The sequence below is a fragment of the Kitasatospora sp. NPDC056273 genome (assembly GCF_042268845.1).
Lineage (GTDB): Bacteria > Actinomycetota > Actinomycetes > Streptomycetales > Streptomycetaceae > Kitasatospora.
This window is the reverse complement of the sequence record NZ_JBHJSJ010000048.1, coordinates 43,453-68,958: the sequence shown is the minus strand read 5'-3', so window position 1 is coordinate 68,958 and position 25,506 is coordinate 43,453. Positions and strand designations below refer to the sequence as shown.

The following is a 25,506-nucleotide window of genomic DNA, read 5'->3' as shown; positions in this document are numbered from 1 at the left end:
CCCGCCGCGGCCCCGGCGCCCGGCGCCGCCGCACCGGCCCCGGAGGCGCCCGCGTCGAGCGCCGACACCAAGCCGGCCGCCGCGTCCACGCCCGCCCCGCCGCCCGCCACCACCCGGGCACCGGAGTCCGGCACGCCCACGTCCGGCAGCCCGAAGACGCCGACGCCGACCTTCACTCCCCCGGTGGTGCCCGTACCGAGCCTGCCGCCGCTGCCCACCCCCGACGTGCCGGTCGTCCCGACACCCACCCTGCCGCCGGTGCCGACCCCGACCGTCCCCACGCCGACGCCGCCCGTGCTCAGCGACTTCTGGGGCAACTCGCTGCCCGTGCTCAAGCCCGGCAACAACCGGGTACCGCCGCCCGAGCCGAGCATCCGGCAGAAGGACAGCGACAAGTTCTGGCAGCGCGACGGCGGCTGGATCGGCGGTGACTACCACCCGCACGTGATCACCGTGCACGCCCCGGCGGCCACCGTGATCGACCTCAACCGCACGTGCACGTCCTTCGACGCGCTGGCCGGGGTGGACGACGCCACGATCTCGCCGGGCGGGGTCGTCTTCACCGTCCAGGGCACCGACGGCACCGTCCTGTGGCGCTCCCGCGCGCTGGCCGTCGGCGACGACGCGGTGCCGGTGCACGTGCCGCTGGCCGGGCAGAAGGCGATCAAGCTGTCGGTCACGCCGGTGAGCGGGATCTGGTCGGCGCTGAACGTCGCGGACTGGGCCGAGGCCCGCTTCCGCTGCTCGTGACCCGGGCGCGCTCCGGGCGGGCATGACGGAGGCCCGCTCCAGGGGTGCTGGAGCGGGCCTCGGGTCCGCGGTGCCGTGCCCGGGTGGGCCGCCGGGGTGGGCGGCCTGGGCCCGGTCGGCCGTCAGATGGCGCAGGAGCCGTCCGCGCAGGCCTCCCCGGCCGGGGCGACCTGCACCGGGGCGGGGCGGCGCTCGCCGATCTCGGCGGCGACCTGCTCCAGCACCTTGCCGAAGGTCGCGGCGTCCTGGCCGCCCTGGACGGCCCACTTGCCCTCGAAGACGAAGGTCGGCACGGCGTTGATGCCCAGCTCCCGGCCCTCGGCCAGCTGGGCGTTGACCTCGGCGGTGCCCTCGTCGCCCGCCAGGTAGGCGGTCACCCGGTCCCGGTCCAGGCCGGACGCCACGGCGACGTCGGTCAGCGCGGCACGGTCGCCGACGTCGACGCCGTCGGTGAAGTGCGCCTTCAGCAGCGCCTCCTTCAGCCGCCCCTGGACGGCCGGGCCGTACTCGGACTCCGCGAGGTGCAGCAGGCGGTGGCCCAGGAAGGTGTTGGCGTGCAGCGCGGCGTCGAAGTCGTACGCGATGCCCTCGGCCAGGCCCAGCTCGGCCACCCGCGCGTCCATCGCCACCGACTGCGGGCCGTAGCGCTCGGCCAGCCAGGCGCGGTGCGGGCTCGCCGTGGCGGGGGCGTCCGGGACCAGCTGGTACGGACGGTAGACGACCTCGACCTGCTCCTTGCCCGGGAAGTCCGCCAGGGCCTGCTCGAAACGGCGCTTGCCGATGTAGCACCAGGGGCAGGCGATGTCGCTCCAGATCTCGACCTTCATGCGGGGGGCTCCAGGGGGCGTCTTGTGGGATGGGGACAAGATGGATGAACGATGAACCATCTCGGTACATTCCCGGCACCCCACGGGCGTCTTTCCCGCTCCGCTCCAGGTCAGGCCGCGGGCGGCGCCGGAACCACCAGCACCGGGCAGGCCGCGTGGTGCACGACCGCCGAACTCACCGAACCCATCAGCAACCGGGCGAAGCCGCCGTTGCCCCGGGTGCCGATCACCAGCGTGTGCTGCCGGGTCGCCGCCTCCAGCAGCACCTCGATCACATTGCCCAGCACCACGTGCAGCGACAGCTCTCCCGCGTACGGCACGGGACGCCGGCGCTGCACGGCGGCCACCGAGCGGCGCAGCCCGTCCGCCATGCTCTCGACCAGCGTCTCCACGCTCTCCTGCACCAGCTCCGCCATCCCCGGGGGGTAACCGGCCGGCGCCGGGTTGACCACGGCGAGCACGTACAGCGGCAGCCCGAACAGCTCGGCCTCCGTCATCGCCCGGTCCAGCGCCCACAGCGACCCGTCCGACCCGTCGCACGCCGCCAGCACCCCGGGCGGCCGCCCCGCCGGCGGACGCCCGAGCACCGACAGAACGACCGGCACCTCCCGCCCCGCGCTCCCACCGGCCACCGCACGTCCTCCTCACCCCGGATCCACACCCCCGCCATCATCACCGCCCCGCCGATCCGGACCCGGCAACCGCGCCGCAGGGCGGGGAGGGGCGGGCCCGGGCGCCGGCGGGGGTTCAGGAGGTGAGGGCGGGTTGGCGGGGGGTGGGGAGGCCGGTCCAGCAGGCGCCGTGGCGGCGGGCGCGGATGCGGCGGAGCCAGAGTTCGGTGGAGACAAGGTCGGCGAGGCCGGCGAGGGCGGAGGGGGAGAGGGGGGTGGCGGGGTCGGTGGACTGGGCGAGGCCGGCCCGGACGGCGGGGAGGTCGATGAGGCCGGCTTCGGCGAGCAGCGGGGCGTCGAAGAGTTCGGCGAGGCCGTCGGCGGCGAGGCGCAGGCCGGTGCGGGCGGGGGCGGCGCGGTCGGGGCGGGGGACGCGGCCCCAGTCGGGGGGCAGGTCGGTGCGGCCGGCGCCGGTGAGGACGGCGTGCAGGAGGGCGTGCCGGGCGCCGGGCTGGAGGCGGACGTCGTCGGGCAGCAGCCGGGCGGCACGCACCACCTGGTTGTCGAGGAAGGGCGCGTGCAGCCGTTGGCCGGGCTGTTCGGCGGCGTGCACGAGCGTGCGGAACCCGCGCGCCTGCCGGTAGAGGGCGTGCCGGGCCCGGTGTGCGCCTGGGTGTTCCCCGGGCGCCGGTCTGCGCGCCGCCAGGCGGAGCCGCAGCGCGACCGCGGAGAGCGCCTCGTCGGACAGCCAGCGGGCGGCCGGACCGGGCACGCACCAGGCGAGGTCGGCGGCCGAGCGGGCCCCGGCCGTGCCGGCACCGTCCGGGATGTGGCGGGCGGTCAGCCTGGCGGCCGCCTCGTCCAGCGCCTCGGCGTAGCGGACCCGGGAGAGCCGGTGGGCGGCCCGGACCACGGTGAGCGGGGTGCGCAGCGTGCCGGTGAGGACGCCCGCGGCCGCCCGGTCGGCGCCGGCCAACGCGACCACCGGGGACAGCAGTTCGCGCGGCCGGCCGGCCCGGAGGAGGTCGGCGAGCCGGGCCGGGTGCCCGTCCAGCACCTGCCGGGCGCCGTAGCCGGTGAGATGGTCGGTGCCGCCGGCGTCGAAGCGGGCCTCGGCCCGGGCGGCGGCGACGAGTTCGGGCCCGGGCTCGTCGGTGAGCCGGCCGGACTGCGGGTCGGCGCCCGGCCCGGCGTACGGGAGGGTGTCCGGGCCGGGGTCGAGCACAGTGTGCCGCAGCCGCGGGGTGTCGGGGGCGAGCGCGAGGCCGGCCGGGGGCCCGGTCTCGCCGAGCGTGACGGCGGCCAACTGCTCGGGGGCGGCGGGTTCCTGGGCGGCGGCGCGGGCCCAGGAGCCCTTGACCGCGCCACTCCTGGCCCCGGCGGCGGCCGCCCGGACCACCGCGGTGGAGGCGGTCGCCGACGGCAGCGGGACGGCGGCGGCGAGCAGGGCGACGGTCGCGGAGGCCGTCCCGTACGACAGGTCGACGCCCAGCCGGGCCCGCCCGACCGGGTCGGCCGGGTCGGGGGCGGGGGCGGGCGAGGTGGTGCGGACCCGGGAGCGGACGGACTCCAGCAGGGCGCGGGTGAGTTCGCGGACGGCGGGCGCCTCGTCGCGCGGCTGCTCGGCGCCCGCCGGGTCGTCGTAGCCGGACAGGTACGGGCGGCCGCCGCGGATGCCGAGCACGTGCCCGGGCGGCACCCCCTGGACGCCTTCGTACGGGGTGCCGGTGCCGAGCGCCTCGGGGGACTCGGGGCAGGCGAGCCGGGCGGCGAGGTGGCCGGTGTCCAGCGGGGCGCCGACCAGGTCGGCGAGCGGCAGGGCGGCGGTGGCGTACGCGGTGCCGCCGGCCCACGGGGTGTGGAAGACGGGCTGGGCGCCGGCGAGGTCGGTGAGCAGCAGGGTGGACCGGGTGCCGGAGCGCAGCACGACGGTGTAGCTGCCGGGCCAGGCGGTCAGGTGGCGGACGGCGCCGCCGCGGGCGGCGGCGAGGCCGGCGGCGAGTTCGGCGTCGGTGGCGCCGCAGTGGCCGAGGACGGCGAGCCGGGAGGTGGCGGGGGTGTCCTCGACCTGGTCGGGGGCGGTGGGGCCGGTGCTGACCACGGCGGGGGCGCCGGGGCGGAGGGTGACCAGGCGGATCTCCCCGGGGCGCCAGTCGCCCACGGCCCAGAGCGGGTCCGGTCCGGCCCAGAGCGGGCGCGCGGCGATCGGCTCGACCCTGGCCAGCGCCTCGTACACCGGGGTGCCCGCGCTCGACGCGCCCGTGCACCAGCCCGTCAGCCACCGCATCGCGCCTCCACCGGACGAGGACCTGCATCCGTGCGGTGCGTTCGTTCGCCGCCCGCCGGGCGGCCGGGTGGTGTGCCGTGGCGGCCCGTGCGCGTCCCGGCGTGCCCCCGCAGCTCGACGCGCCGTCAGTGGACATCGTGCCACCGCGGGCGGTCGCCGTGGTCGGTGTTTCGGGTTCCGCTTCCGTTCGGACCGCCCGTTCGACGGCCGCGGCGGCGGGGCGGCCCGGCCCGGGTGCGCTCGGGGGTGCGTTCAAGGGCCCGGGGTTCCGCCGGGGCCCGGGCGGCGCCCGATCACCCCGGGTGGGCAAGTTCCGTGCTTCGGAGGGGAGTTCGATCGTCCGGGCGCTCCCGGGGGGCGGACGGGCCGGGCCTCCCCCTCCCCGGCCCGGACCGCCGACGAACGCCTTTGGCATGGGCATCGCGAGATGGCCGAAAGGCGTCGCCCGGCCCGGGAGGGCATCCGCACGCCCTCCCGGACTCCACCGCCGCCCGCGGGGATTGAGGCGGCGGCGTCCCCCGGCCCGCCGGGTCCTCGACGGCAGGCCGACCCACGACCACCAGCGAATCGCCGACCTGCCGGTCGGGCCAGGGGGCACGGCCGGGCGCACGTGTACACGGGACCGGAGCACGACGCTCCGGAGCGCCGCGCGGTCGGCCGGATCCGAGTGGTCCGGACCAACTCCGGTGCGGCACCGCCGAGTGCGCGATCCCGCCATCCGGAATGCGACCTCTTAACCGTCGGAACGCGTCCGACTACGCTAGGTACAGCAGCTACGGCCCGGTGCCGCCCGGGCCCCGCGCACAAGGCCGCAGGAGGTGCCGCCGCCACCATGACCGTCAGCCCACGTGGACCGAACGAACGGCTCGGCACGCTCCTGACCCTCGCCCAGATCAGCAACGCCGGACTGGCCCGCCGGGTCAACGACCTCGGCGCCCAGCGCGGGTTGACCCTGCGGTACGACAAGACCTCGGTGGCCCGCTGGGTCAGCAAGGGCATGGTGCCGCAGGGGCCCGTCCCGCACCTGATCGCCACCGCCATCGGCGGCAAGCTCGGCCGGCCCGTCCCGCTGGAGGAGATCGGCCTGGGCGACACCGACCCGGCGCCCGAACTCGGCCTGGCCTTCCCGCGCGAGGTCGCCGACGCGGTCCGCTCCGCGACCGACCTGTGGCGGGTCGACCTCGACCTGCGCCGGGGCCCCGGCGGCGGCCGCTGGAGCGACAGCCTGGCCGGCACCTTCTCGGTGGCCGCCTACGCGACCCCCGTCTCCCGCTGGCTGATCACCCCGGCGGACGGCTCGGTGGCCCGCGAGGTGCCGCGCTCCCCCACCGACACCTCCTCCTACCGGGTCGGCCACTCGGACGCCGCCAAGCTCCGCGAGGCCGCCCAGGAGGCCCGCCGCTGGGACTCCAAGTACGGTGGCGGGGACTGGCGTTCGTCGATGGTGCCGGAGTGCCTGCGGGTGGAGGCGGCACCGCTGCTGCTCGCCTCGTACAGCGACGCGGTCGGCCGGGCGCTGTTCGGCGCGACGGCCGAACTGACCAGGCTGGCCGGCTGGATGGCCTTCGACACCGGGCAGCACGAGGCCGCCCAGCGCTACTACATCCAGGCGCTGCGGCTGGCCCGGGCCGCCGCCGACGTGCCGCTCGGCGGCTACGTGCTGGCCTCGATGAGCCTCCAGGCCGGCTACCGGGGCTTCGCCGAGGAGGCGGTCGACCTCGCCCAGGCCGCGCTGGAGCGCAACCGGGGCCTGGCCACCGCCCGCACCATGAGCTTCTTCCACCTGGTGGAGGCCCGGGCCCAGGCCAAGGCCCGCAACGCGGCGGCGTGCGCGACGGCGCTCGGCGCCGCGGAGAGCGCGCTCGAACGGGCGCGCGCCGGGGATCCCGATCCGGCGTGGATCGACTTCTACGCCTACGACCGGCTCGCCGCCGACGCCGCCGAGTGCTTCCGCGACCTCGGAGTGCCCTCCAAGGTCCGGCAGTTCACCCGCGAGGCGCTGGCCACGCCCACCGAGGGCTTCGTCCGCTCGCACGGCCTGCGGCTGGTGGTCTCGGCGATGGCCGAGGCGGAGGCGGGCAACCTGGACGCCGCGGTCGCCGCCGGCGAACGCGCCGTCGAGGTGGCCGGCCGGATCTCCTCGCAGCGCAGCCGGGAGTACGTGGTGGAGATGCTGCGGCGGCTGGAGCCCTTCCAGGGTGAACGCCGGGTACGGGAGTTGACCGAGCGGGCGCGCGCGGTGATCGTCGCCCCGGCGTGAGCGCCGGAGCGGCGACTCAGGCTGGTCATCGGACGGCGACCGGAACAGCGACCGGAACGGCGAGAGGGCCCGGCGGTAATTGAGGTGCGCCGGTGGGAGGGGCCTGGCTAGGGTTTCTCCCGTCCAGGTGCGCAGGCAGAGGTTACTTCCACTCTTAATGGGCGTGTCGCGGGTTCGAGTCCCGTCACCGGCTTCGGGCCGGTGTAGCTCAGTCGGTAGAGCAGCTATGTCACCTCAGCCGTCCTCGATCTCTGGACACCCACACGTGAACAGTTCGTCCGCACCTCCCGGTGCGACGGCAGCGGTTACTTCTTGGTGAGGCGCCCCCTGGGCGCTGCGGTTCGAGCCCGCGAAACACCGCCGCCACCTTTGATCTCGGGAGGCGGCTCCTCGTGGTGCCCGGGTCCCGTCAGCCGTGACGGGACCCGGGCACCGCTGCCGCAGCACGCCTCCCTCCCACCGACACCAGCACGCCGAGGGGGGCTGCCGCATGTCCAGGTTCAACGTCCGCGGGGCCAAGTCCGGTCCGAGTTCGCCGGTGACCACCACCGGCGCGCGCACCGTCAACCACAACGGCGGCCCCGGCTTCGTCCGGGACCGCAAGTCCGAGCTCTTCCTGCTCGCGGTGGCCAACATGGTCGGCCAGGACACCTTCCACGAGCGCGGCGGCGAGCGCGACGACCGCTACACCGCGCTGGTGCGCGAACTCGCCGTCGCCGAGCCGGAGTGGACCCTCGGACTGCTGCGCTGGCTGCGCCACGGCGCCCAGCTGCGCACCGCCGCCCTGGTCGGCGCCGCCGAGTTCACCCGCGCCCGGCTGGACGCGGGCGCCCACGGCCACTCCCGGCAGGCCGTCGCGGCGGTGCTGCGGCGCGCCGACGAGCCCGGCGAGCTGCTCGCCTACTGGACCTCGCGCTACGGCCGGGCGCTGCCCAAGCCGCTCAAGCGCGGTGTCGCGGACGCCGTCCGGCACCTGTACGACGCCCGCTCGCTGCTCAAGTACGACACCGCCGGCAAGGGCTACCGCTTCGGCGACGTGATCGAGCTGACCCACCCCTCGCCGGACCCGCGGAAGCACTGGCAGGGCGCGCTGTTCGCCCACGCGCTGGACCGCCGGCACCGGCCGGAGGAGGCCGTCCCGCCGGCCGCCGACCGGGTGCTGACCGCCAACCGCGAACTGCTCGCGCTGCCCGTCGAGGAGCGCCGGGCGGCGGTGACCGCCGAGGGCGGCGCGGAACGGCTGGCCGCCGCCGGGCTGACCTGGGAAGCCCTGGCGGGCTGGCTGCAGGGCCCGCTGGACGCGGCGGTCTGGGAGGCGGTCATCCCGTCGATGGGTCCGATGGCGCTGGTGCGGAACCTGCGCAACTTCGACCGTGCCGGGGTCCCGGACGCCGTCGCGGCCGAGGTCGCCCGGCGGATCTCCGACCAGGACGAGGTACGGCGCTCGCGCCAGTTCCCGTTCCGCTACCTGGCCGCGTACCGCAACGTCCCCTCGCTGCGCTGGGGGCACGCGCTGGAGACCGCGCTCGGCCACTCGCTGGCCAACGTGCCGGAACTGCCCGGCCGGACGCTGATCCTGGTGGACCGCTCCGGTTCGATGTTCGACCGTTCCGGCGGGCCGACCGAGCTCAACCGGGCAGACTCCGCGGCGATCTTCGGCACCACGCTGAAGCTCCGGGCCGCCGAGGCGGACCTGGTCGAGTTCGGCACCACCAGCCGGGTCGTCGAGGTCGGCCGGGGCGAGGCGGTGCTGCGGGTGCTGGAACGGTTCTCCAGCCTCGGCGGCACCAACACCGCCGACGCGGTCCGGGCCCGCTACCGGGGCCACGACCGGGTGGTGATCGTCACCGACGAGCAGACCGGCCCGGGCCACCGGGGCGGTGACCCGCTCGCCGCCGTCCCGGCCCACGTGCCCGTCTACACCTGGAACCTGGCCGGCTACGCCCCGGGCCACGGTCCCGGCGGCGGCGCCCACCGGCACACCTTCGGCGGCCTGAGCGACGCGGCCTTCCGGCTGGTCCCCCTCCTGGAGGCCGGGGCGAACGCCCGCTGGCCCTGGGAGGAGTAGCGGGGCGGCGGAGGCTTCGGGGGCGGGTCGGCGCACCGGACGGAGGGCGGGCGGACGGGCCCGGATGAGCCCGGTCACAGGCCCGGCCGGGGCGCCCCGGCAGCCCCGTAGACTCGGTTGATTGTGACTGCCACCGCCCCGATCCCCCAGCCCTCGCCGTCCGCCCGGCTGTCCGCCGCGCCGGCCGCCTACCCCGCGCCGATGTACCCGCACAAGGCCACCGAGGCCCAGCACCGCGAGCGTCGCATCCGCAGCTTCCAGCCGCGCCGGGGCCGGATGACCAACGCCCAGGCGAGCGCCCTGGACCGGAGCTGGGAGACGTACGGCATCCCCATCGACGGCACCCCGCTGGACCTGCCGGAGCTGTTCGGCGGCCTGCCGGTGACCCTGGAGATCGGCTTCGGCATGGGCGAGACCACCGCCGCGATGGCCGCCGCCGACCCGGCCACCGGCATCCTCGCCGCCGACGTGCACACCCCCGGCCACGGCAACCTGCTCGGCATGCTGGAGCGCGACGGCTCCCGCAACGTCCGGACGGCCGCCGGGGACGCGGTGATCCTGCTGCGCGACATGCTCCAGGACGCCTCGCTGGCCGGTCTGCGGGTCTACTTCGCCGACCCGTGGCCCAAGCCGAAGCACCACAAGCGCCGGCTGGTCCAGCCCTCCTTCCTCGACCTGGTGCTGCCCCGGCTCGCCCCCGGCGCCCTGGTGCACTGCGCCACCGACTGGGAGCCGTACGCGGAGCAGATGCTGGCCGTGCTGTCCGCCTCGCCGGAGCTGGAGAACCTGCACCCCGAGGGCGACGGGACCGGCTGGCTGGAGCCCGCGGACCACCCGGACGGCAGCGTCCCCGGCTACGCCCCGCGGCCGGACTGGCGTCCGGTCACCAAGTTCGAACGGGCCGGGATCGCCAAGGGCCACGTCGTCCACGACCTGCTGTTCCGCCGCCGCTGACCCACCGGCCCGGTTCGAACGGGCCACCGCGCGGCGGCCGTACGGGCGGGACCGGGACGGACGGTTCGTCCCGAGTCCTCCCGGCGGGCCGCCGCCGTGGCCTACCCTGTGCCGCATGGGCAGCCCGTCCGGCGGCGGGTTCCGGGCGAACGGTCGGACGACGGTCGCCGCCGCCGGCGCACCGGAGACGGTCCCGCGCACCGGCGACACCCGGACCATCCCGGGGCCCCGGAGGCACCGGGCCCACCGCCCGCTGCCCGCTCCTGGCACCGCCGCCGTCCCGGTAGCGGCCCGGCCCCCGGCCGTCACCCCCGTCGCGCCCCGGACGCCCGCCGCCCCCGCCACCCCCGGAGCCGCCGGAGCCCCACCGGGCCGCAGCCGCTCGGTGGCGCTCTCCTCGGTCACCGCGACCGCCGTACTGACCCTGATCGGCTGCGGGGTGCTGATCCTGCACCTCGTCCAGCGGCAGACCGGCACCGTCGGGCTGCTGGTCGGCCTGGGCCTGGCGATGGTGCCGCTGCCGTTCGTGCTCGGCGGCCTGGCCTGGCTCAACCTCACCGCCCGGGTGCCGCTGCGGCACACCGTGTTCTGCCTCGGCTGGGGCGCCTGCGCGGCCACCACCGTCGCCATCCTGGCCAACAACTGGACGGCGAACTACCTGTCCCGGTACCGGGGCCCGTTCGGGGAGCTGCTCGGCGCCGGGATCGCCACCCCGGTGATCGAGGAGACCGCCAAGGCCACCGCCCTGCTGGTGCTCCTGCTCCCGCTCGGCCAGCGGCTGCGCTGCCACGGCCGCCGCACCGGGCGCCCCTGCGCGCCGCTGCTGCGCCGGTCGCCCGCGCCCCGGAGCCCCCGCCCGTACCCGCGCCACCCGGTCGGGCCGCACGCCCGCGGCCGGCCGCGGCTGCGCCCGTACCTGCGGCCGCTGCCCTACCTGCGCCCGGCCCCGCCCTCCGGTGCGCCGCACCGCCGCTCCCGGCCGCGCACCCTGGCCGCCGGGGCGGTGCTCGGCGGGATGACCGCCTGCGGCTTCGCGTTCACCGAGAACGCCCTCTACCTGGGCCGGGCCTTCACCAGCGACCAGCGCCAGCGGCTGGACAGCATCGGCCTCGGCGACCCGCCCAGCCTGCGCGACTTCGACAGCACCGTGCAGACCTTCGTGCTGCGCGCCCTGCTCTCCCCCTTCGCCCACCCGCTGTTCACCGCGCTCACCGGGATCGGCCTGGCCCTCGCCCTCACCACCGCACGGCGCTGGCTGGCCCGGCTGGCCGTCCCGGCCGGGCTGCTGCTGGCGATGGCGCTGCACGGCACCTGGAACGCCGCCGCCGACCTCGGCACGGACGGCTTCCTGGTGGTGTACGGGGCGCTGATGGTGCCCTGCTTCGCCGCGCTGGTCTGCTTCGCGGCCTGGGCGAGGTGCCGCACGGGCCGGCACGCGGCGCCCGCCCGGCGGCGGGCCGCCCGGGTGCCCTGAACAAGTGCCTGAGGAGGAGCTCGAGCGGTGCCTTCAAGAGGTGCTCGGGGAACCGATTTCCCATCTCGGCGACTTCCACGTATTGTTGTGTTTACCGACGCGGGGTGGAGCAGCTCGGTAGCTCGCTGGGCTCATAACCCAGAGGTCGCAGGTTCAAATCCTGTCCCCGCTACTCAGTAGCGGAAAGGCCCGGAGGATTCTTCCTCCGGGCCTTTCGCATGTCCGGGTACGGGCGCGGCACGGTCCTGCCACGAAGCTGTAACAGCGGCCCGTCCGACGATCACCTGTCAGGGACCTGAACCATACTGAGGAAAAATTCATCCAATTGGGGGGCCGCACGGGTCACCCCGGACAGGAATCACCACATGCTGTCGAAGCGCCTGGTCAGCACCGCCGCGATATGCCTCGTCCTGGCCGCCGGCACCGCCGCGTGCGGCAGTGCCACGAGCGACGGGAAGGCGGGCTCCGCGCAGAAGCTCGACACCGGCAAGCTCAGCGCCCAGGACATCGAGAAGCAGGCCAAGGAGGCCCTGGCCTCCGCGACCTCCCTCAAGATGGCGGGCACCGTCGACACCGGTGACGGTGCGATGGAGCTGAACCTGACGATGGACAGCAAGAGCCAGTGCACCGGCACCATGGCGATGCCGGGCATGGGCAAGTTCGAGATCATCAGCGACGGCAAGACCTCGTACGTCAAGCCGGACACCGCCTTCTGGACCGCCGTGGGCGGCCCGAACGGCGCCAAGGCCGCCGAGCTGTTCAAGGGCCGCTACCTGACCGGCTTCGAGAGCGACCCGTCGATGGGCTCCCTCACCAAGGTCTGCAACCTGGCCGACTTCAGCAAGAAGATCACCGACAGCAAGAGCAGCGGCGACAAGGTCGAGAAGGGCTCCGCCGGCGACGTCAACGGCGTGAAGACCTTCAGCCTGAAGAGCACCGACTCCAAGGGCGAGGTCACGACCCTCCAGATCGCGACCGAGGGCAAGCCCTACCCGGTGCGGATCGAGCACGCCGGCGCCAAGGACGGCAACGGCAAGATCGACTTCAGCGAGTTCGACAAGCCGCTGACCGTCCAGGTCCCGTCGGCCGACAGCACGATCGACTTCACCAAGTTCAAGGACCAGCTCAAGACCGCCTGAGCGGCGGACGCGGGGACCGCGAAATAATCCGTTGCCTCCGGCCGGAGCGCTGCCTAGGCTGGCAGCACACTGAAGGGAGGTGATCCTGAGTTGAGTACCGTCAGGATGCGTGAGGTGGCTGCTCGCTAGAGCCGCCCCTGCCTGCGCAGGGTGAGGCCCCAGGCCTCCGGCAGGCGAAATCCACAGCAGTCACCCGGCCCGCGGGCTCACCGGTACATCCCCGGTGCCTCGGCGCCTGGCCAGTGCACGGGCCGGCGTAGAGGAGCAGCCCGCGGGTCGTCTGCGTTCCCGGGGAGCTTCCGGCACTGCGCCGGAGGCTCCCCGTGGCGTGTCCGGGGAGGGCCGTCGCGTGTCCGGGGCGGGGCCGCGGCGCTAGAGTCTGCGCGGGTTCCGGAGCGGAGCGGCGCGGGCACAGGGGGTAGGCGATGGCGAAGGCGCGGCGGCGGGACGGCGGGGCGGCCCTGCGGACGGCGCGGTGGGGCGCCACCGGGGTGCTGGCCGGGACGGGGCTGCTCGGACTGCTGCTGTTCGCGCTCGGCCGGGAGCACGCCTGGCAGGCGCTCGGCGGCGGACTGGTCGTGGTCGGGGCCTCGGTGGTGCTGGGCGGCGGGCTGGGCTTCCTGTTCGGGGTGCCCCGGGTCCGCGGTGGCGGCACCGGTGAGCCGCAGGGCTCGTACGCGCCGAACACCAATCTGGAGCAGGTCTCGGACTGGCTGACCAAGGTGCTGCTGGGCGTCGGGCTGACCCAGCTCGGCTCGCTCGGCGAGCGGCTGCACGACCTCGGTACGGCGCTGGCGCCCGCCCTCGGCGGCGGCCCGGAGGCGGTGCCGTTCGCGGCGGCGCTCGTGCTCTACTTCCTGGTCTTCGGCTTCCTGGCCGGCTGGCTGGTGACCAGGCTGGCGCTGCCGCAGGTGCTGACCGAGACCGACCAGGCGCTGGACCTCTTCCTCGCCGGGCAGGACCGCGACCGGCACGGCGACAAGGTCGGCGCGGACGACCTGCGGGTCCGCGCGATGCAGCAGCTCGGGCTGCTGGGCGGCAGCGCGGAGCGCCAGGCCGCCCTGGCCGGGCAGCTGCCGCCCGCCTCCGGTGCGCCGGCCGGGCCGGAGGGCGTGGTGGCGGAGGTCCGCTCGACCGCGCGGCGCTCGGCGCTGACCGCCGACCAGGTGCGGGACCTCTTCGCGGACGGCTCCGAGGGCCGGCGGATCCAGGCGCTCGCGCTGATGCAGGGCGACCCGGCGCTGGCGGACCTGCCGAGCGTGCTGGACGCGATCGAGCACCCGCGCTCGGACTTCGAGCAGTACCACGCCCTGCTGGCCGCCCGGGGGCTGCTCTCCTGGCTGCCCGCCGCCGGCGCGCAGCGGCTGCGGGACGCGGTGGCGACGCAGCTGGTGGACCCGCGGGGCATCCCGTACGGGTCGGACCGCAGCTGGCTGGCGGAGAAGATCCTGTCCCGGCTCCAGGGGACGGCCCTCGTGCCGGAGCAGCCGGCCCGGCCCGCCCCGCAGGCCGTACCGGCCCAGCCGGGCGGGCCGGGCGGGCCGCCGGCCGCGGGAACCTCCTGACCGGAGGAACTACCGGACGGTGAAGCGCAGTTCGGGACGGTCCCAGGTGATCCTGCCGTGCGCGGGGAAGGTGCCGACGCGTTCGGCGCCCACCCGCAGGTAGAAGCGCTCGGCGTCCGGGTGGGAGACCACCAGCACGCTGGCGATGCCGGCCGCGCGGGCCTGCTCCAGCATGTGCGCGATCAGCTCGCGGCCGGTGCCGCGCCCCTGGGCCTCGTCGGCGACGAACATCAGGTCCAGTTCGGCCGGTTCGCGGATCAGCCCGTAGAAGCCGAGCAGTTGGTCGGTGGCCGGGTCGAGGGCGAGGAACACCTCGTGGCCGGCGATGTAGTCGGGCGTCACCCGGTAGCCGTCGATCATCGGCGCGTACTCGCCGTGGTAGGCGGAGGAGGCCTGGATCAGGTCGGTGAGCCGGTCGGCGTCGGTCGCCTCTGCGCGCCGGATAGTCGTCTCGATCATGGCGGCGAGTATAGGGGCAAACCGGAGTAGTGACTATTACATGACCGGCTGCCCGGCCGACCGGCGGCGCCGGTCGGCGGCCCGCAGCACCAGGACCCGCACGGTGCGGCCGTCCACCGGCCCCGGACAGCGGAGGATCTCGCTGGCTATCCGGCGCTCGCCGAGCGCGTACCGCAGCGGGTCGAGGTGGCCGCAGCGGCGGCCGTGCCCGTCGTTCAGCGGCTGGACCCGGACCTCGCCGTCCGGGGAGGTGACCCGGACCAGCTCGGTCAGCGCCGCCAACTGGCGCTCCGGGCCGAAGACTTCGGGGTAGGCGAAGATCAGGTAGCCGCTCAGGGTGAGGGCGAAGGCGCCGTCCGCGAAGGGCAGCCGGGGCAGCGCGGCGGCCACGTACCGCTGCGGGTGGGCGGCCGAGTCGGCGGCGAACAGCCGGCGGGCCCGGTCCCAGCTGCGCAGGTACCGCTCGGGCCGGTACGGGCGGGGCGAGGGGTGGAGCCACGGGCGGGCGGTCATCGAGGCGGCCATCGCCGCCCGGGCGGCCAGGGCGAGGTCGGCGACCACCGGCGGCGGCAGCGCGTACGCCGGGTCGACGGCGACCACCCGGCAGCCCAGTTCGCGCGCCTCGGCGGCCAGGCCGGCCGCGCCCCCGGGGCAGTCCAGCAGCGGCCCGGGCAGGGCGGCGAGCCGGGCCCGGGTGAGGCCGAACAGGGCGCAGTACTCGTCCAGCGGACGGGAGGTGACCAGCACGTCCGGGAGGGCGGGGTGAGGGCCGGCGGCCACCCGGCCATCCGAACACGGAGCGGCCCCGCCCGCATCCGGGAGGGGTCCGGGACGCGGGCGGGGCCTGGGTGGAGCCGGGCGGTCAGCGGCCGAGCAGGCCCTGGGCGGCGGCCCGGTTGACGTTGGTCAGGCCGCGGACCAGCTGGGTGGTGAGGAAGACCAGCAGCACCCCGAGGAGCGAGAGCCCGGCGATCTGCCAGGGCGCCTCGATGTCGTACACGTGCCGGATGTCGTGGCTGTCGTAGAAGTCGAACACTCGGTACCCGTGCCAGGAGGTGTAGGTCGGGAAGACCCAGTGGTACAGCGGGTAGAGCGCCGCCGCCCAGCCGAGCAGCAGGAACACCAGCGTCACCGCGAAGCTGAACACCGCCCAGGGGAGCATCAGCACCTGGTACAGCACGGCCTTCCAGCCGGCCCCGTCCGCCAGCCGCGCGGTGACCGCGCCCCAGCTGCCCTGGCGGACCCGGCGCACCGGCTCCGGGCCGGGGACGTCCAGGGCCAGCATGCCGCGCACCCGGGCCCGCTCCAGCCGGCCGAAGCCGCGGGCCGTGGCGGTCAGGGCGCCCAGCACGGGCAGGCCGAGCGCGGTGACGAAGGTGGCGAGGCCGAAGCAGAACATCGTGACCGCGACGGCGAAGCCGAGGATCGCCACCGGCAGACCGGTGAGCGCGTAGCCGACCTCGCGGTAGTAGTACGCCGAGAACGGGGCCCGCCACAGGGCCGGACGCCGCTCGGTCCGCCGGGCCCGGACGGGGCGCGGGTCGTCACCGCGACCGCCCAGAACGTCCCACTCCCGGTCCTCCACGCTGCGGCTGCTGCTCATGTTCCCGGCCCCCGGCCCCTCGTGCTGTCGTCTGTCGCTCGTTCGTCCCGCTGACTGCGTCCAGTCTGGTGGACGCGCCGCCCGGCCGTGATCCGGAGGCCTGGCGGATCCGGGGTGGGGTTAACCCCCCTCCACCCGGGCGGCCGGGCCCGGCCACTCCTCGGCGAGCAGCGTGAAGAGGTACGCGTCGGACCGGTCGCCGCCCGCGGACCCGGCGGACCGGACCCCGCCCTCGGACCCGTCGGACCGAGGCCGCCCCTCCGGCCGGAAGCCCAGCCGGGTGAGCACCCGGCCGGGGGCCGGGTTGGCCGCGGCGGTCCGGGCGGTCAGCTGGTGCAGGCCCAGGGTGCCGAAGGCGAAGTCGCCGAGCAGGCCGACGGTCTCGCCCGCGTAGCCCCGGCCCCAGGACCCGCGGGCCAGCACGCACCCGAGGTCGGCGGCGCCGTGCCCGTCGAGGGTGAGCGCGGCCTGCCCGATCGGCGTCGCGTCCCCGGGCTCCTCGGCGTCGGCGAGCCTGGTGACGGCGAGCCGGTAGGTGTCCCGCTCCTCGGCCATCGCCTCCTCCAGGTAGAGCTCGATCTGGTCGGCGCAGTCCTCCCGGCCGCTCGGCCCGAAGGGCAGGTGGCGGGTGACCTCGGGGTCGCCGAACAGCGCGTGCAGCGCGTCCACCTCCTCCTCGGTGTGGTGGTACTCGCGGACGGCCAGGCGCGGGCCGGTGAGTCGTACGGGGACCATGGCTGCCGACCCTATCCCCGCCCGGCGGCTACCGTTCGGACTATGAACGACGAAGACCTGCGGCTCGCCCCGCGCACCAAGGCCGCCGACCTGCTCGCCTGGGCGGCCGAGCAGGGCCGCGCGCCGGTGGCCGAGGGGCCGCTGCGCGCGGTGCTGGCGCTGCTGGAGCTGGGCGAGGGCAGGATGCACGACGGCTGGCCCGAACTGACCTCCGACGCGGTGGAGCACCTGCTGTACGAGCGGCTCCACCTGTACGTCCAACCCGCGCCCGAGGAGGACCCGTTCGCCTACGGCGACGCCGTCCGGCTGCTGGTCGACCACCAGCGGGCGTCCCGGCGGCTGAACGCCAAGCGCCAGGAGCGGCTGCACGCGGAGGCCGAGTGGCAGGGCGAGGTCGCGGCCGGGCTGCTGCGCCGCGCCGACCTGGTGACCTGGCCCCGGCTGTACGCGCTGCTGCTGCACGCGTACGGGGTGGACGTCACGGACCCGGCCGCGGTGCGGGACTGGCTGGCCGGCTTCGGGGAGCTCCCGGAGGAGGAGCGGCTGGCCGCGTACGAGGCGCTGGCACCGGCCGGCTGGCTGGACGAGCCGGACGAGCAGGGCTGGGGCCCGGGCCGGGTGCTGTCGGTCGGCATGGCCACGGACGGCGCTCGGCGGCTGCTGGAGCAGGGCCTGATGCGGCGCAGCTACCGCAACCTGGCGGAGCTGACCGCGCTGGGGCGGCCGATGCCGGAGGAACTGGCCGGGGACTTCGGGCGGTTCGAGGAGGCGGCGGCCGAGGCGGCGCTCGACCTGTTCGGCGGGTGGACGGTGCCGGGGCTGCCGCGGCTGCTGGTGACGGAGTTCCCGGAGCTGGCGCCGGAGCCCGGCCAGGAGGAGATCGAGGCGTACCTGGCGCAGCTGCCCGCCGAGGAGTGAGACGCCGCGGCGAAGCCCCCGGTCCGGTGCTGGTGCTCCGGGCCGGGGGCTTCGCGCTGGGTCCGCCCGGGCGGGTGCCTCAGGGCGGGTGCGTCAGGGGTTGAGGCCGCGCTGCTGGAGCCAGGGCTCCGGGTCGACCGGGGCGCCGCCGCCGGGGCGGACCTCCATGTGCAGGTGCGGGCCGGTGACGTTGCCGGTCGCGCCGACCTTGCCGATCTGCTGGCCGGCGGCGACCTTGCCGGAGCCCTTGGTGATCGCGGAGAGGTGGCAGTACCAGATCTCGGTGCCGTCGGGCAGGGTCTCGACGATCCGGTAGCCGTACGAGCCGGCCCAGCCGGCCGAGGTGATGGTGCCCTGGCCGAGCGCGTGGACCGGGGTGCCGGTGTCGGCGGCGAAGTCCAGGCCGGTGTGCAGGTTGGCCCAGTAGCGGGCGCTCTGGCCGTAGTGGGCGGAGAGCCGGTAGTCCGTCACCGGGAGGGTGAGGGCGGCGGCCTTGGCCCGCTCGGCCTCCTCGGCGGCGCGCTTGGCCTCGGCCTCCTTGGCGGCGGCCTTGGCCTCCGCCTCCTGGGCGGCCTGGAGCCGGGCGGTCTCCTCGGCGGCGGTGCGCTGGCTGTCGGCCTGGTTCTGGATGCGGGCGGCGAGCGCGAGGCCGGGGTCGGCGGAGAGGGCGACCGCCGTCTCGTCCGGGGCCTCGATGGCGGGGGCGGCGGCCGGGGTCGCCGAGGTGAAGCCGGTGGCACCCAGGGTGGCGGCGACGGCGGTGACGCCGAGCAGCGGGGAGGTTCCGCGGGTCTGACGCGGCATCCGGTGGCGGTTGGTCTCGGCCTCCGCGGCGAAGTCCTCCGGGCCGAAGGCCTCGGGGCCGTCCGGGCCGGGGTGGTCGAGGAGCTGGGTACCGGCTGCGAAGCCGGCCGGGTGTGCCGGGGTGTGCGTCGACGCCACGGAGGCGCGCTCCTTTCCTTCCTTCGCGCCTACCGGGTTAGCTGACGGGTTCGGAGCAGGAAGGTCTCCTACGGCCGGGCCGGAGCCCCGCCGATTCACCCCAAGGAACGTGGTTCCCCGGCTCCCTGACCTGCCCGGAGGCCGGTCGGTGGGATTAGGCGACGGCGCACGGTGCCGTCTGGGTACGGCGTTGACAACCGCGCTGCGTTATCAAACGTTAATCCTAGGAGGCTCTGATTCCAAGCCATCCGTTCGGAGCAGCCCCGCGGCAGGTGATCGGACGTCAACGAACGGTCCCTCATGCACGGCCCCATCTGAGTACGCCTACTCATGTGCGGCCCGGCCGGGCCGCAGCATCCTGACGCCATGAGCGCACCGATGCAGACCCGCACCACGGCCGCCTACTACCTCCAGGCCGTCCTGTCCTTCGCCCTGTCGGGCACCGCCCTCGCCGTGGGGATCATCTACCTGCCGGTCGGCGGGTGGACCCGGGCCTTCCTCGGACTCGGCCTCCTCTTCACGGTCAGCTCCGCGTTCACGCTGGCGAAGGTGATCCGGGACCGGCAGGAGTCCAACGACATGGTCACCCGGGTGGACCAGGCCCGGCTGGAGAAGCTGCTCAGCGAGCACGACCCGTTCAAGGTCGAAGGGGTCTGACCACCCCTCCCCCTCTTCTCCGTCGCCTCCGACGCCTCCGACGCCCGACCGCTTGACGGCTAAGGCTATTAGCCTTAGCTTTATGGCTATCGGCAGCACCGCCGATGCCCCGCACCGGCGGCCCGAGGAGGACCCCATGAACGGCACCATCACCCCGAGCACCCAGTACCTCACCGTCCCCGGCGGCCGGATCGCCTACGACGACACCCGGCAGGGCGACGGCACCCCGGTCGTCCTGCTCCCCGGCATGCTCGACAGCCGGGCCGCGTACCGGCACCTGCGCCCGCTGCTCGTCGCCGCCGGCCACCGGGTCGTCACCATGGACCTGCGGGGCTTCGGCGAATCCTCGATCACCTGGGACGACTACGGCCCGGCCGCCCTCGCCGGCGACGTCCTCGCCCTGCTCGACCACCTCGGCATCGAGCGCGCCGTCCTCGCCGGGAACTCGTACACCGGGGCCACCGTCGTCAAGGCCGCCGGGGACGCCCCCGAGCGGGTCGCCGGGATCGTCCTGCTCAACGCCTTCGTCGAGAACCCGCCGCAGGGCGCCCTGATGCGCGGCGCCATGGGCCTGATGGGCGCCGCCCTCGTCCACTGGCCGGCCGCCTGGGGCTTCTACCTGCGCCGGATGGCCTTCCCCGGCGCCAGGCCCGCCGACTTCGACGCGTACGTGGACGGGCTGGTCGCCGCGCTGCGCACCCCGGGCCGGAAGACCGCCACCCGCGGGTACGTCCACGGCGACTCGGCGCCGGTCGGCTGGACGGCCGCGGTGCGGTGCCCGGCCCTGGTCGTCATGGGCAGCAAGGACCCCGACTTCCCGAAGCCGGAGCTGGTCGCCGACCGGCAGGCCGCCGCGCTCGGCGCGCGGAAGGCGATGATCGAGGGGTCCGGGCACTACCCGATGGCCGACAACCCGGCGGCCACCGCGGACGCCCTGCTGCCGTTCCTCGCCGAGCTCGGCTGAGCCCCGCCCGTCCGCTGCCCGCCCCTGCCCGACCTGATCCGTACGGAGAGCCCGAACCCATGCCCCGCGTAGGACTGACCCCCGACCAGGTCGTCGACCACGCCCTCGCCCTCATCGACGAGCAGGGCGCCGAGGCCCTCACCCTGGCCTCCGTCGCCGCCCGGGCCGGGGTCGCCACCCCCTCGCTGTACAAGCACGTCAGCGGCGGCCTCGCCGAACTGCGGCGGCTGATCGCCGTCCGGGTCACCGGGGACCTCGCCGACCGGCTGGCCGGGGCGGCCGTCGGACGCAGCGGGGACGACGCCGTCGCCGCCGTGCTGCGCGCCTACCACGCGTACGCCACCGAGCACCCGCACCGCTACAACGCCCTCCCCCAGGCCCCGCAGCCCGACGACGACCTGGCCCGGGCGGCCGCCCGGCTCGTCGGCGTGATCATCGCCGTGCTGCGGGAGTACGGGCTCGACGGCTCCGAGGCGGTCCACGCCGCCCGCACCGTGCGCTCCGTCGCCCACGGCTTCGCCTCCCTCACCACGGCCGGCGCCTTCCAGCTCACCGAGGACCTCGCCACCACCCAGGACCGCCTCATCGCCACCCTCACCACCGGCCTCCGCGCCTGGCCCGCGTAAGCGGCCGGAGCGGCGAGTGCGGCACTGCGCAGGAAGTCGGCCCGGCCGACTTCCCGCGGTGGCGGTGGTGCTGGTGCGGCGGTTCGGTCGGCCTTCGCCGGTGGGGGAAATGGGGTATCAAGGACCAGTGCCCCTGGAGCCCGCCGGCAGTCCGACCGCGCGCAGTGCGATGCGCTGCGTGCGGCTGCTGCTGGGCTGCACCAGCGCGGCCGAGCTGCTCGGCACCGTCCTGGCCGAGGGCCCGAGCTGGATCACCGGCGAGGGGTCCGCGCTGTACCTGCTGGACTCCGCCGGGATGCTCCGGCTGACCGCCTCGCACGGGCTGCCGGACTGGGCGCACGAGCGCTACAGCGTGGTCGACCCGGCCGGTGAGCTGCCCGCCGCGATGGCCCTGCGGCTGCGCCGCCCGTACCTGCTCAGCCCCGAGCACACCAGCGTCGACTACCCGAACCGGAACACCGGCATGGGCACCGGGATGGTCGCCGTGATCACCCTGCCGATGGTCGTGGACGAGCGGCCGATCGGTGTGCTGGCCCTGGCGCTGGCCCACCGGGGCACCGTGCCGCGCCGCGACCTGGACGTCCTGGAGACCCTCGCCGAGGCCTGCGCCCACCGGCTGGCCCATCTGCTGGACCACGCCGACGCCCACCTCCCGTACGGCACCCGGGCACCGTACGGCGTCCGGTTACCCGAGGACCCGCGGGCGGCGGACGGCCGCCCCGCCGGGCTGGCCCACCCGCTGCTGTCGCTGGCCGTGCGGGCCGCCGGGCACGGGGCCTTCGAGCGCGACCTGGTCACCGGGGAGAGCTACTGGGACGCCGAGGCGTTCCGGCTGGCGGGCCGCCCGCCCGCCCCGGACGGCGCCGCCCCCGAGCTGGACCGGCTGGTCCACCCGGAGGACCTGCCGGACGTGCAGGCCGCGCTCGCCGAGGCGCTGGCCGCCGGCGGCCGCTACCGGATCGGCTACCGGGTGCTGCGGCCCGGCGGCAAGGTCGCCCGGGTCGAGGAGTCCGGCGAGGTGATGCTGGACGTGCACGGGCGGCCGGTGCGGATCGCCGGGCTGCTGGCCGAGGCCGGGCACCGGGAGCCGCCGCCGGCCGAGGGGCGGAACTCCCCGGCCGCCGCCCGGACGGCGCTGCTGCTGACGCTCACCCGGGCGCTGTCCCGGGCGGTGACCGTCCGGGACGTCACCACCGCCGTCACCGACGTCGCCCGCCCGGCGCTCGGCGCCGCCGGCATCGTCCTGGACCTGGTGGACGAGGGCCGGCTGCTGCCCGTCTCGCACACCGTGTACGGGGGCCCGCGCCGCACCGAGCTCACCCGTCTGGCGGACCTGTCCGAGTCCGTGATGCAGCGTTCGCTGGCCCGCTCCGCCCCGCTGTTCAGCGAGCCCGCCGCCGCCCGCACCCGGCGCGACCCGCTCACCCCGGCCGCCTGGGCGGTGCTGCCGCTGGTCGCCTCCGGGCAGCAGGTCGGCTCGTGCCTGATCACCTTCGCCGCCGAGCGGGTGTTCAGCCGGGAGGACCGCACCCTGTACTCGGCCTTCGCCGGCATCCTGGCGCAGTCCCTGGAGCGGGCCCGGCTGTACGACACCCACCACCACCGGGCCTCCGAGCTGCAGCGGGCGATGCTCCCGCGCACCCTGCCGCGGCTGGCCGGGATCGCCAGCGCCGCCCGCTACCTGCCGAGCACCGAGGGGATGCAGATCGGCGGCGACTGGTACGACCTGCTGCGGCTGCCGGACGGCCGGATCGGGCTGGTGATCGGCGACGTCCAGGGCCACAACGCGGAGGCCACCGCGGTGATGGGCCAACTGCGCAGCGGGCTGCGGGCGTACGCGACGGACGGGCACGACCCGGCCGCCACCCTGACCCGCACCAGCCGGCTGCTGGCCGAGCTGGACACCGAGCTGTTCGCGACCTGCCTCTACCTGACCCTGGACCCGGCCGACGGCGTGCTGACCGCGGCCCGGGCCGGGCACCCGGCGCCGGTGAGGATCACCGCCGACGCCGCGGCCGTCGAGCTGGAGCTGCCGGGCGGGCCGCCGCTGGGGGTGGCCCCGGAGCGGCCGTACCCGCTGGCGGTGGAGCGGCTGGCGGTCGGCGAGACGCTGCTGGCGTACACCGACGGGCTGGTCGAGGACCGCGAGGAGGACTACGACGAGTCGGTGCAGCGGATGCTCGGCGGGCTCGAACTGTGGGCGCGGCAGACCGGTCCGGGCCGGATCGGTCCGGCGCCGGCGCTGGAGCGGCTGGCCGATCTGCTCACCCTGAACGTGACCGAGCGGCGGTCCCGGCCGGACGACGTGGCGCTGCTGCTCCTGCACCGGACGGCGCCCCTTCCGTAACACCGTGCGCACAGGCCCCACACATCACCGGACGCGATCCGGCCGGGCGGCTCGATCCCGACGTTCCCGGCGGTGCCGGTCGGGCCGCTCCGATACCTCGTCAGGCGGTGGGATCGGGGTCGAACGATTGCCGATTGACGCCGAATTGACTCGATATTGACGAGATCCGGTCACTTGGCGAGATCCGTTCACACCTTCGTAGGATCATCACCCTAGAATTCGCGGCGTGACGATGACTCAGTGGTCCGTAACGGCAACCGGCGTACTCGCCGTCCTCGCCCTCGTGGCCGCCGCGCGGTACCGCGCCGTGTCCGTCACCCAGCGCGGCCGTGCCGACCGGCTGCGCGGCGAACTCCTCGCCGTCCAGGAACAGCTGGCCACCGAGCTCTCCCGCCGCGGCGCCGAACTCGCCGCCGTCCAGCAGGAGCAGGAGCACACCGCCTCCACCCAGCGGGCCTTCCTCAGCGTCGCCCGCCGGATCCTGGTGATGGCCCACGACCAGCAGGCGCTGCTGGACGAGATGGAGCGCACCCACGACGACCCGACGCTGCTGGAGGGCCTGCTCAAGGCCGACCACGCGGCCGCCCAACAGGCCCGGCTGGCCCAGACCCTGGCCGTGCTGTGCGGCGCGCGGGCCGGCCGGCACTGGCCGGAACCGGTCTCCCTGGAGGACGTCGTCCGCGGCGCCCAGTCGCGCATCCTGCCGTTCCAGCGCGTGGTGGTGCGCAGCCGGACCGAGACCGCGGTGGTCGGCGCCGCCGCCGAGGCGCTGATCCACGCGATCGCCGAACTGCTGGACAACGCCACCCGCTACTCCCCGCCCAGCACCCAGGTGTTCGTCACCCTGATGCCAGTCCACAACGGCGCCGTCATCGAGATCGACGACGGCGGCGTCGGCATGCCGGAACAGGCCGTCGCCAAGGCCGCCGCCGCGCTGGCCGGCGGCAGCACCCTGGAGGTCTCCCGGCTCGGCGAGGTGCCGCAGCTGGGCCTCGCCGCGGTCGGCCGGCTCGCCGAGCAGTACGGCTTCCGGGTCACGCTCAGCTCGGCGCCCTCGCCGTACGGCGGCGTACGGGTGGTCCTGCTGCTGCCGAACGCGCTGCTCACCGAGCCGCTGCCGCCCACCGTCCCCGGCCTCGGGTCGGACGACCGGGCGTTCAACCCCGGCCCCCGGCCGGCCTCTCCCGCCGGCCACCCCCTGGTGGAGACCCCGCCGCCCGGCCGGCACGCCGCGACCGGTGACACCCCTCCCCCGCTGCCCCGCCGGAGCCACCGGCGCGGCCGCACGGGCCGCCCCGCCCAGCACGCCGCTCCCCCACCGCCGCCCGCGCCGCCGTACCGCTCGGCCCGGGACGCGCAGGCGTTCATGGCGATGTTCCAGGCCGGGACGGCCAGCGGCCGTTCCGCCGCCCGGGCCCAGTCCAACCCTTCCCTTCCCGCTTCCCCCCGACTTCCCCAGCGCTCCGGAGAGTTCCATGACCACCACCCCTGATCTCGGCTGGCTGCTCGCCGACATCATCGCCGTCCCGCAGGTCCAGCACGCCGTCGTCGTCTCCAACGACGGCCTGGAGATCGGCCGCAGCGCGGGCATCCCGCGCGACGACGCCGAACGGCTCGCCGCCGCCTGCTCCGGACTGCAGTCGCTGGCCCGCGGCGTCGCGACGGGCTTCGGCGGACCGGGCAGCGCCACCCGCCAGATCATCATCGAGTACGGCGGCGGCTACCTCTTCGTCGTCGCCGCCGGGGCCGGCGCGCACTTGGCCGTGGTGGCCGGCGAGGCGGTCGACGCCGGCCTGGTCGCCTACCAGATGCAGGTCCTGGTCGAGCGGATCGGCACCCACCTCACCAGCCCGCCGCGCGTCGACCACGCGGCGGGGGGCCACCGGTGAGCGGCCCGGTCCGGCCGTACGTCATCACCGGTGGGCGCAGCCGCCCCACCCGGTCCGATCTGGCCGTGGAGAGCCTGGTCAGCGCCGTGCCCGGACCATTAGGACTGCCCGAGCCGCCGGACCTGCCCGAGCACGAGCTGATCAACCGTGAGCACCGGCGCATCCTCGCGCTCTGCCACAGCCTGCTGTCCGTCGCCGAGGTGGCGGCCCACCTGGGGCTGCCGCTCGGCGTCGTCAAGGTACTGGTCGGTGACCTCTGGGACCTCGGCGCCGTGCAGGTGCTCCCGCCCGTCCCCCAGGCCGAACGCCTGCCCGCAACCCTCCTGGAGGAGGTGCTCGTTGGCCTCCGCCAACTCCGCTGAAGCCGTCCCCGACGCCCCGGACGCACCGGGCGCCACGGACGCCGCCGGGTCCGCCGCCGGGCCGCAGTA

23 protein-coding genes, 2 tRNA genes and 1 riboswitch are annotated in these 25,506 nt (G+C 75.6%); of the genes, 17 read left to right on the top strand and 8 right to left on the bottom strand.

The annotated features are described in order from the left end of the window. The coding region (locus tag ACFCY1_RS31925; protein ID WP_375876792.1) for an NPCBM/NEW2 domain-containing protein at positions 1-750 on the top strand (750 nt) is incomplete at its 5' end. 122 nt (positions 751-872) lie between these two features. Here the strand turns inward: ACFCY1_RS31925 and ACFCY1_RS31920 are convergent. From ACFCY1_RS31920 to ACFCY1_RS31910, 3 genes are all read right to left on the bottom strand, one after another. Further along, positions 873-1,577, bottom strand: coding sequence for a DsbA family oxidoreductase (locus tag ACFCY1_RS31920; protein WP_375876791.1), 705 nt, complete (start codon positions 1,575-1,577; stop codon positions 873-875). Positions 1,578-1,687: 110 nt separating this feature from the next. Beyond that, on the bottom strand, positions 1,688-2,209 hold the full coding sequence (locus tag ACFCY1_RS31915; protein ID WP_074002090.1) for a universal stress protein: 522 nt from the start codon (positions 2,207-2,209) through the stop codon (positions 1,688-1,690). A 115-nt stretch (positions 2,210-2,324) separates the two neighbouring features. Then, positions 2,325-4,475, bottom strand: coding sequence for an asparagine synthase-related protein (locus ACFCY1_RS31910; RefSeq protein ID WP_375876790.1), 2,151 nt, complete (start codon positions 4,473-4,475; stop codon positions 2,325-2,327). A gap of 832 nt (positions 4,476-5,307) precedes the next feature. On the opposite strand from ACFCY1_RS31910, the gene ACFCY1_RS31905 reads away from it, so the two are divergent. The 8 genes from ACFCY1_RS31905 (at position 5,308) to ACFCY1_RS31870 (ending at position 13,935) form a co-directional block, all read left to right on the top strand. After that, entirely contained in the window at positions 5,308-6,735 is a 1,428-nt protein-coding gene (locus ACFCY1_RS31905) for a hypothetical protein (protein WP_049658584.1), read from the top strand. 88 nt (positions 6,736-6,823) lie between these two features. Further along, a tRNA-OTHER gene (locus ACFCY1_RS31900) sits at positions 6,824-6,928 on the top strand. 297 nt (positions 6,929-7,225) lie between these two features. Beyond that, positions 7,226-8,803: a TROVE domain-containing protein gene (locus ACFCY1_RS31895; protein WP_117488994.1), complete on the top strand. Its 1,578-nt coding sequence runs from the start codon at positions 7,226-7,228 to the stop codon at positions 8,801-8,803. 123 nt (positions 8,804-8,926) lie between these two features. Then, entirely contained in the window at positions 8,927-9,757 is an 831-nt protein-coding gene (trmB, locus tag ACFCY1_RS31890) for a tRNA (guanosine(46)-N7)-methyltransferase TrmB (protein WP_049658578.1), read from the top strand. 115 nt (positions 9,758-9,872) lie between these two features. Continuing rightward, the gene (locus tag ACFCY1_RS31885) at positions 9,873-11,231 is read left to right on the top strand and encodes a PrsW family intramembrane metalloprotease (RefSeq protein WP_375876789.1); all 1,359 of its coding nucleotides are present in this window, start codon (positions 9,873-9,875) and stop codon (positions 11,229-11,231) included. A 98-nt stretch (positions 11,232-11,329) separates the two neighbouring features. Next, positions 11,330-11,403: transfer RNA gene (locus tag ACFCY1_RS31880), tRNA-Met, on the top strand. A 193-nt stretch (positions 11,404-11,596) separates the two neighbouring features. Continuing rightward, positions 11,597-12,370 (top strand): hypothetical protein, encoded by a 774-nt coding sequence (locus tag ACFCY1_RS31875; protein WP_375876788.1) that lies wholly within the window; start codon positions 11,597-11,599, stop codon positions 12,368-12,370. Positions 12,371-12,795: 425 nt separating this feature from the next. Beyond that, the gene (locus ACFCY1_RS31870; protein WP_375876787.1) at positions 12,796-13,935 is read left to right on the top strand and encodes a hypothetical protein; all 1,140 of its coding nucleotides are present in this window, start codon (positions 12,796-12,798) and stop codon (positions 13,933-13,935) included. Positions 13,936-13,944: 9 nt separating this feature from the next. Here ACFCY1_RS31870 and ACFCY1_RS31865 read toward each other — a convergent pair whose 3' ends face one another. From ACFCY1_RS31865 to ACFCY1_RS31850, 4 genes are all read right to left on the bottom strand, one after another. Beyond that, positions 13,945-14,394, bottom strand: a complete 450-nt coding sequence (locus ACFCY1_RS31865) for a GNAT family N-acetyltransferase (RefSeq protein ID WP_375876786.1) — start codon at positions 14,392-14,394, stop codon at positions 13,945-13,947. A 36-nt stretch (positions 14,395-14,430) separates the two neighbouring features. Beyond that, positions 14,431-15,174, bottom strand: a complete 744-nt coding sequence (locus ACFCY1_RS31860; RefSeq protein WP_375876785.1) for a hypothetical protein — start codon at positions 15,172-15,174, stop codon at positions 14,431-14,433. Positions 15,175-15,256: 82 nt separating this feature from the next. After that, complete coding sequence (locus tag ACFCY1_RS31855) at positions 15,257-15,997, bottom strand: sensor domain-containing protein (RefSeq protein WP_375876784.1); 741 nt, start codon at positions 15,995-15,997, stop codon at positions 15,257-15,259. Between the two features lie 120 nt (positions 15,998-16,117). Further along, entirely contained in the window at positions 16,118-16,732 is a 615-nt protein-coding gene (locus tag ACFCY1_RS31850; RefSeq protein ID WP_375876783.1) for a GNAT family N-acetyltransferase, read from the bottom strand. Between the two features lie 42 nt (positions 16,733-16,774). On the opposite strand from ACFCY1_RS31850, the gene ACFCY1_RS31845 reads away from it, so the two are divergent. Then, entirely contained in the window at positions 16,775-17,650 is an 876-nt protein-coding gene (locus ACFCY1_RS31845) for a hypothetical protein (RefSeq protein WP_375876782.1), read from the top strand. A 93-nt stretch (positions 17,651-17,743) separates the two neighbouring features. Here the strand turns inward: ACFCY1_RS31845 and ACFCY1_RS31840 are convergent, their stop codons facing one another. Further along, on the bottom strand, positions 17,744-18,592 hold the full coding sequence (locus ACFCY1_RS31840; protein ID WP_053112130.1) for a M23 family metallopeptidase: 849 nt from the start codon (positions 18,590-18,592) through the stop codon (positions 17,744-17,746). A gap of 12 nt (positions 18,593-18,604) precedes the next feature. Further along, positions 18,605-18,763: riboswitch (cyclic di-AMP (ydaO/yuaA leader) on the bottom strand. 195 nt (positions 18,764-18,958) lie between these two features. On the opposite strand from ACFCY1_RS31840, the gene ACFCY1_RS31835 reads away from it, so the two are divergent. The 7 genes from ACFCY1_RS31835 (at position 18,959) to ACFCY1_RS31805 (ending at position 25,437) form a co-directional block, all read left to right on the top strand. After that, positions 18,959-19,249 carry a YiaA/YiaB family inner membrane protein gene (locus ACFCY1_RS31835; RefSeq protein ID WP_074002080.1) on the top strand — a complete coding sequence of 97 codons (291 nt, stop codon included), beginning with the start codon at positions 18,959-18,961 and terminating at the stop codon, positions 19,247-19,249. Between the two features lie 82 nt (positions 19,250-19,331). After that, positions 19,332-20,213 carry an alpha/beta fold hydrolase gene (locus tag ACFCY1_RS31830; RefSeq protein ID WP_375876781.1) on the top strand — a complete coding sequence of 294 codons (882 nt, stop codon included), beginning with the start codon at positions 19,332-19,334 and terminating at the stop codon, positions 20,211-20,213. A 59-nt stretch (positions 20,214-20,272) separates the two neighbouring features. Then, positions 20,273-20,839, top strand: a complete 567-nt coding sequence (locus tag ACFCY1_RS31825; RefSeq protein ID WP_049653172.1) for a TetR/AcrR family transcriptional regulator — start codon at positions 20,273-20,275, stop codon at positions 20,837-20,839. A gap of 127 nt (positions 20,840-20,966) precedes the next feature. Continuing rightward, positions 20,967-23,186: a SpoIIE family protein phosphatase gene (locus ACFCY1_RS31820; protein WP_074002077.1), complete on the top strand. Its 2,220-nt coding sequence runs from the start codon at positions 20,967-20,969 to the stop codon at positions 23,184-23,186. 232 nt (positions 23,187-23,418) lie between these two features. Further along, positions 23,419-24,678 (top strand): sensor histidine kinase, encoded by a 1,260-nt coding sequence (locus ACFCY1_RS31815; protein WP_375876796.1) that lies wholly within the window; start codon positions 23,419-23,421, stop codon positions 24,676-24,678. After that, positions 24,662-25,075, top strand: coding sequence for a roadblock/LC7 domain-containing protein (locus ACFCY1_RS31810; protein WP_049653168.1), 414 nt, complete (start codon positions 24,662-24,664; stop codon positions 25,073-25,075). Before ACFCY1_RS31815 ends, ACFCY1_RS31810 begins: the two co-directional genes overlap by 17 nt. Further along, a complete protein-coding gene (locus ACFCY1_RS31805) occupies positions 25,072-25,437 on the top strand; it encodes a DUF742 domain-containing protein (protein WP_049653167.1) in 366 nt (121 codons plus the stop codon). The genes ACFCY1_RS31810 and ACFCY1_RS31805 overlap by 4 nt, the downstream gene beginning before the upstream one ends. Positions 25,438-25,506 lie beyond the last annotated feature (69 nt).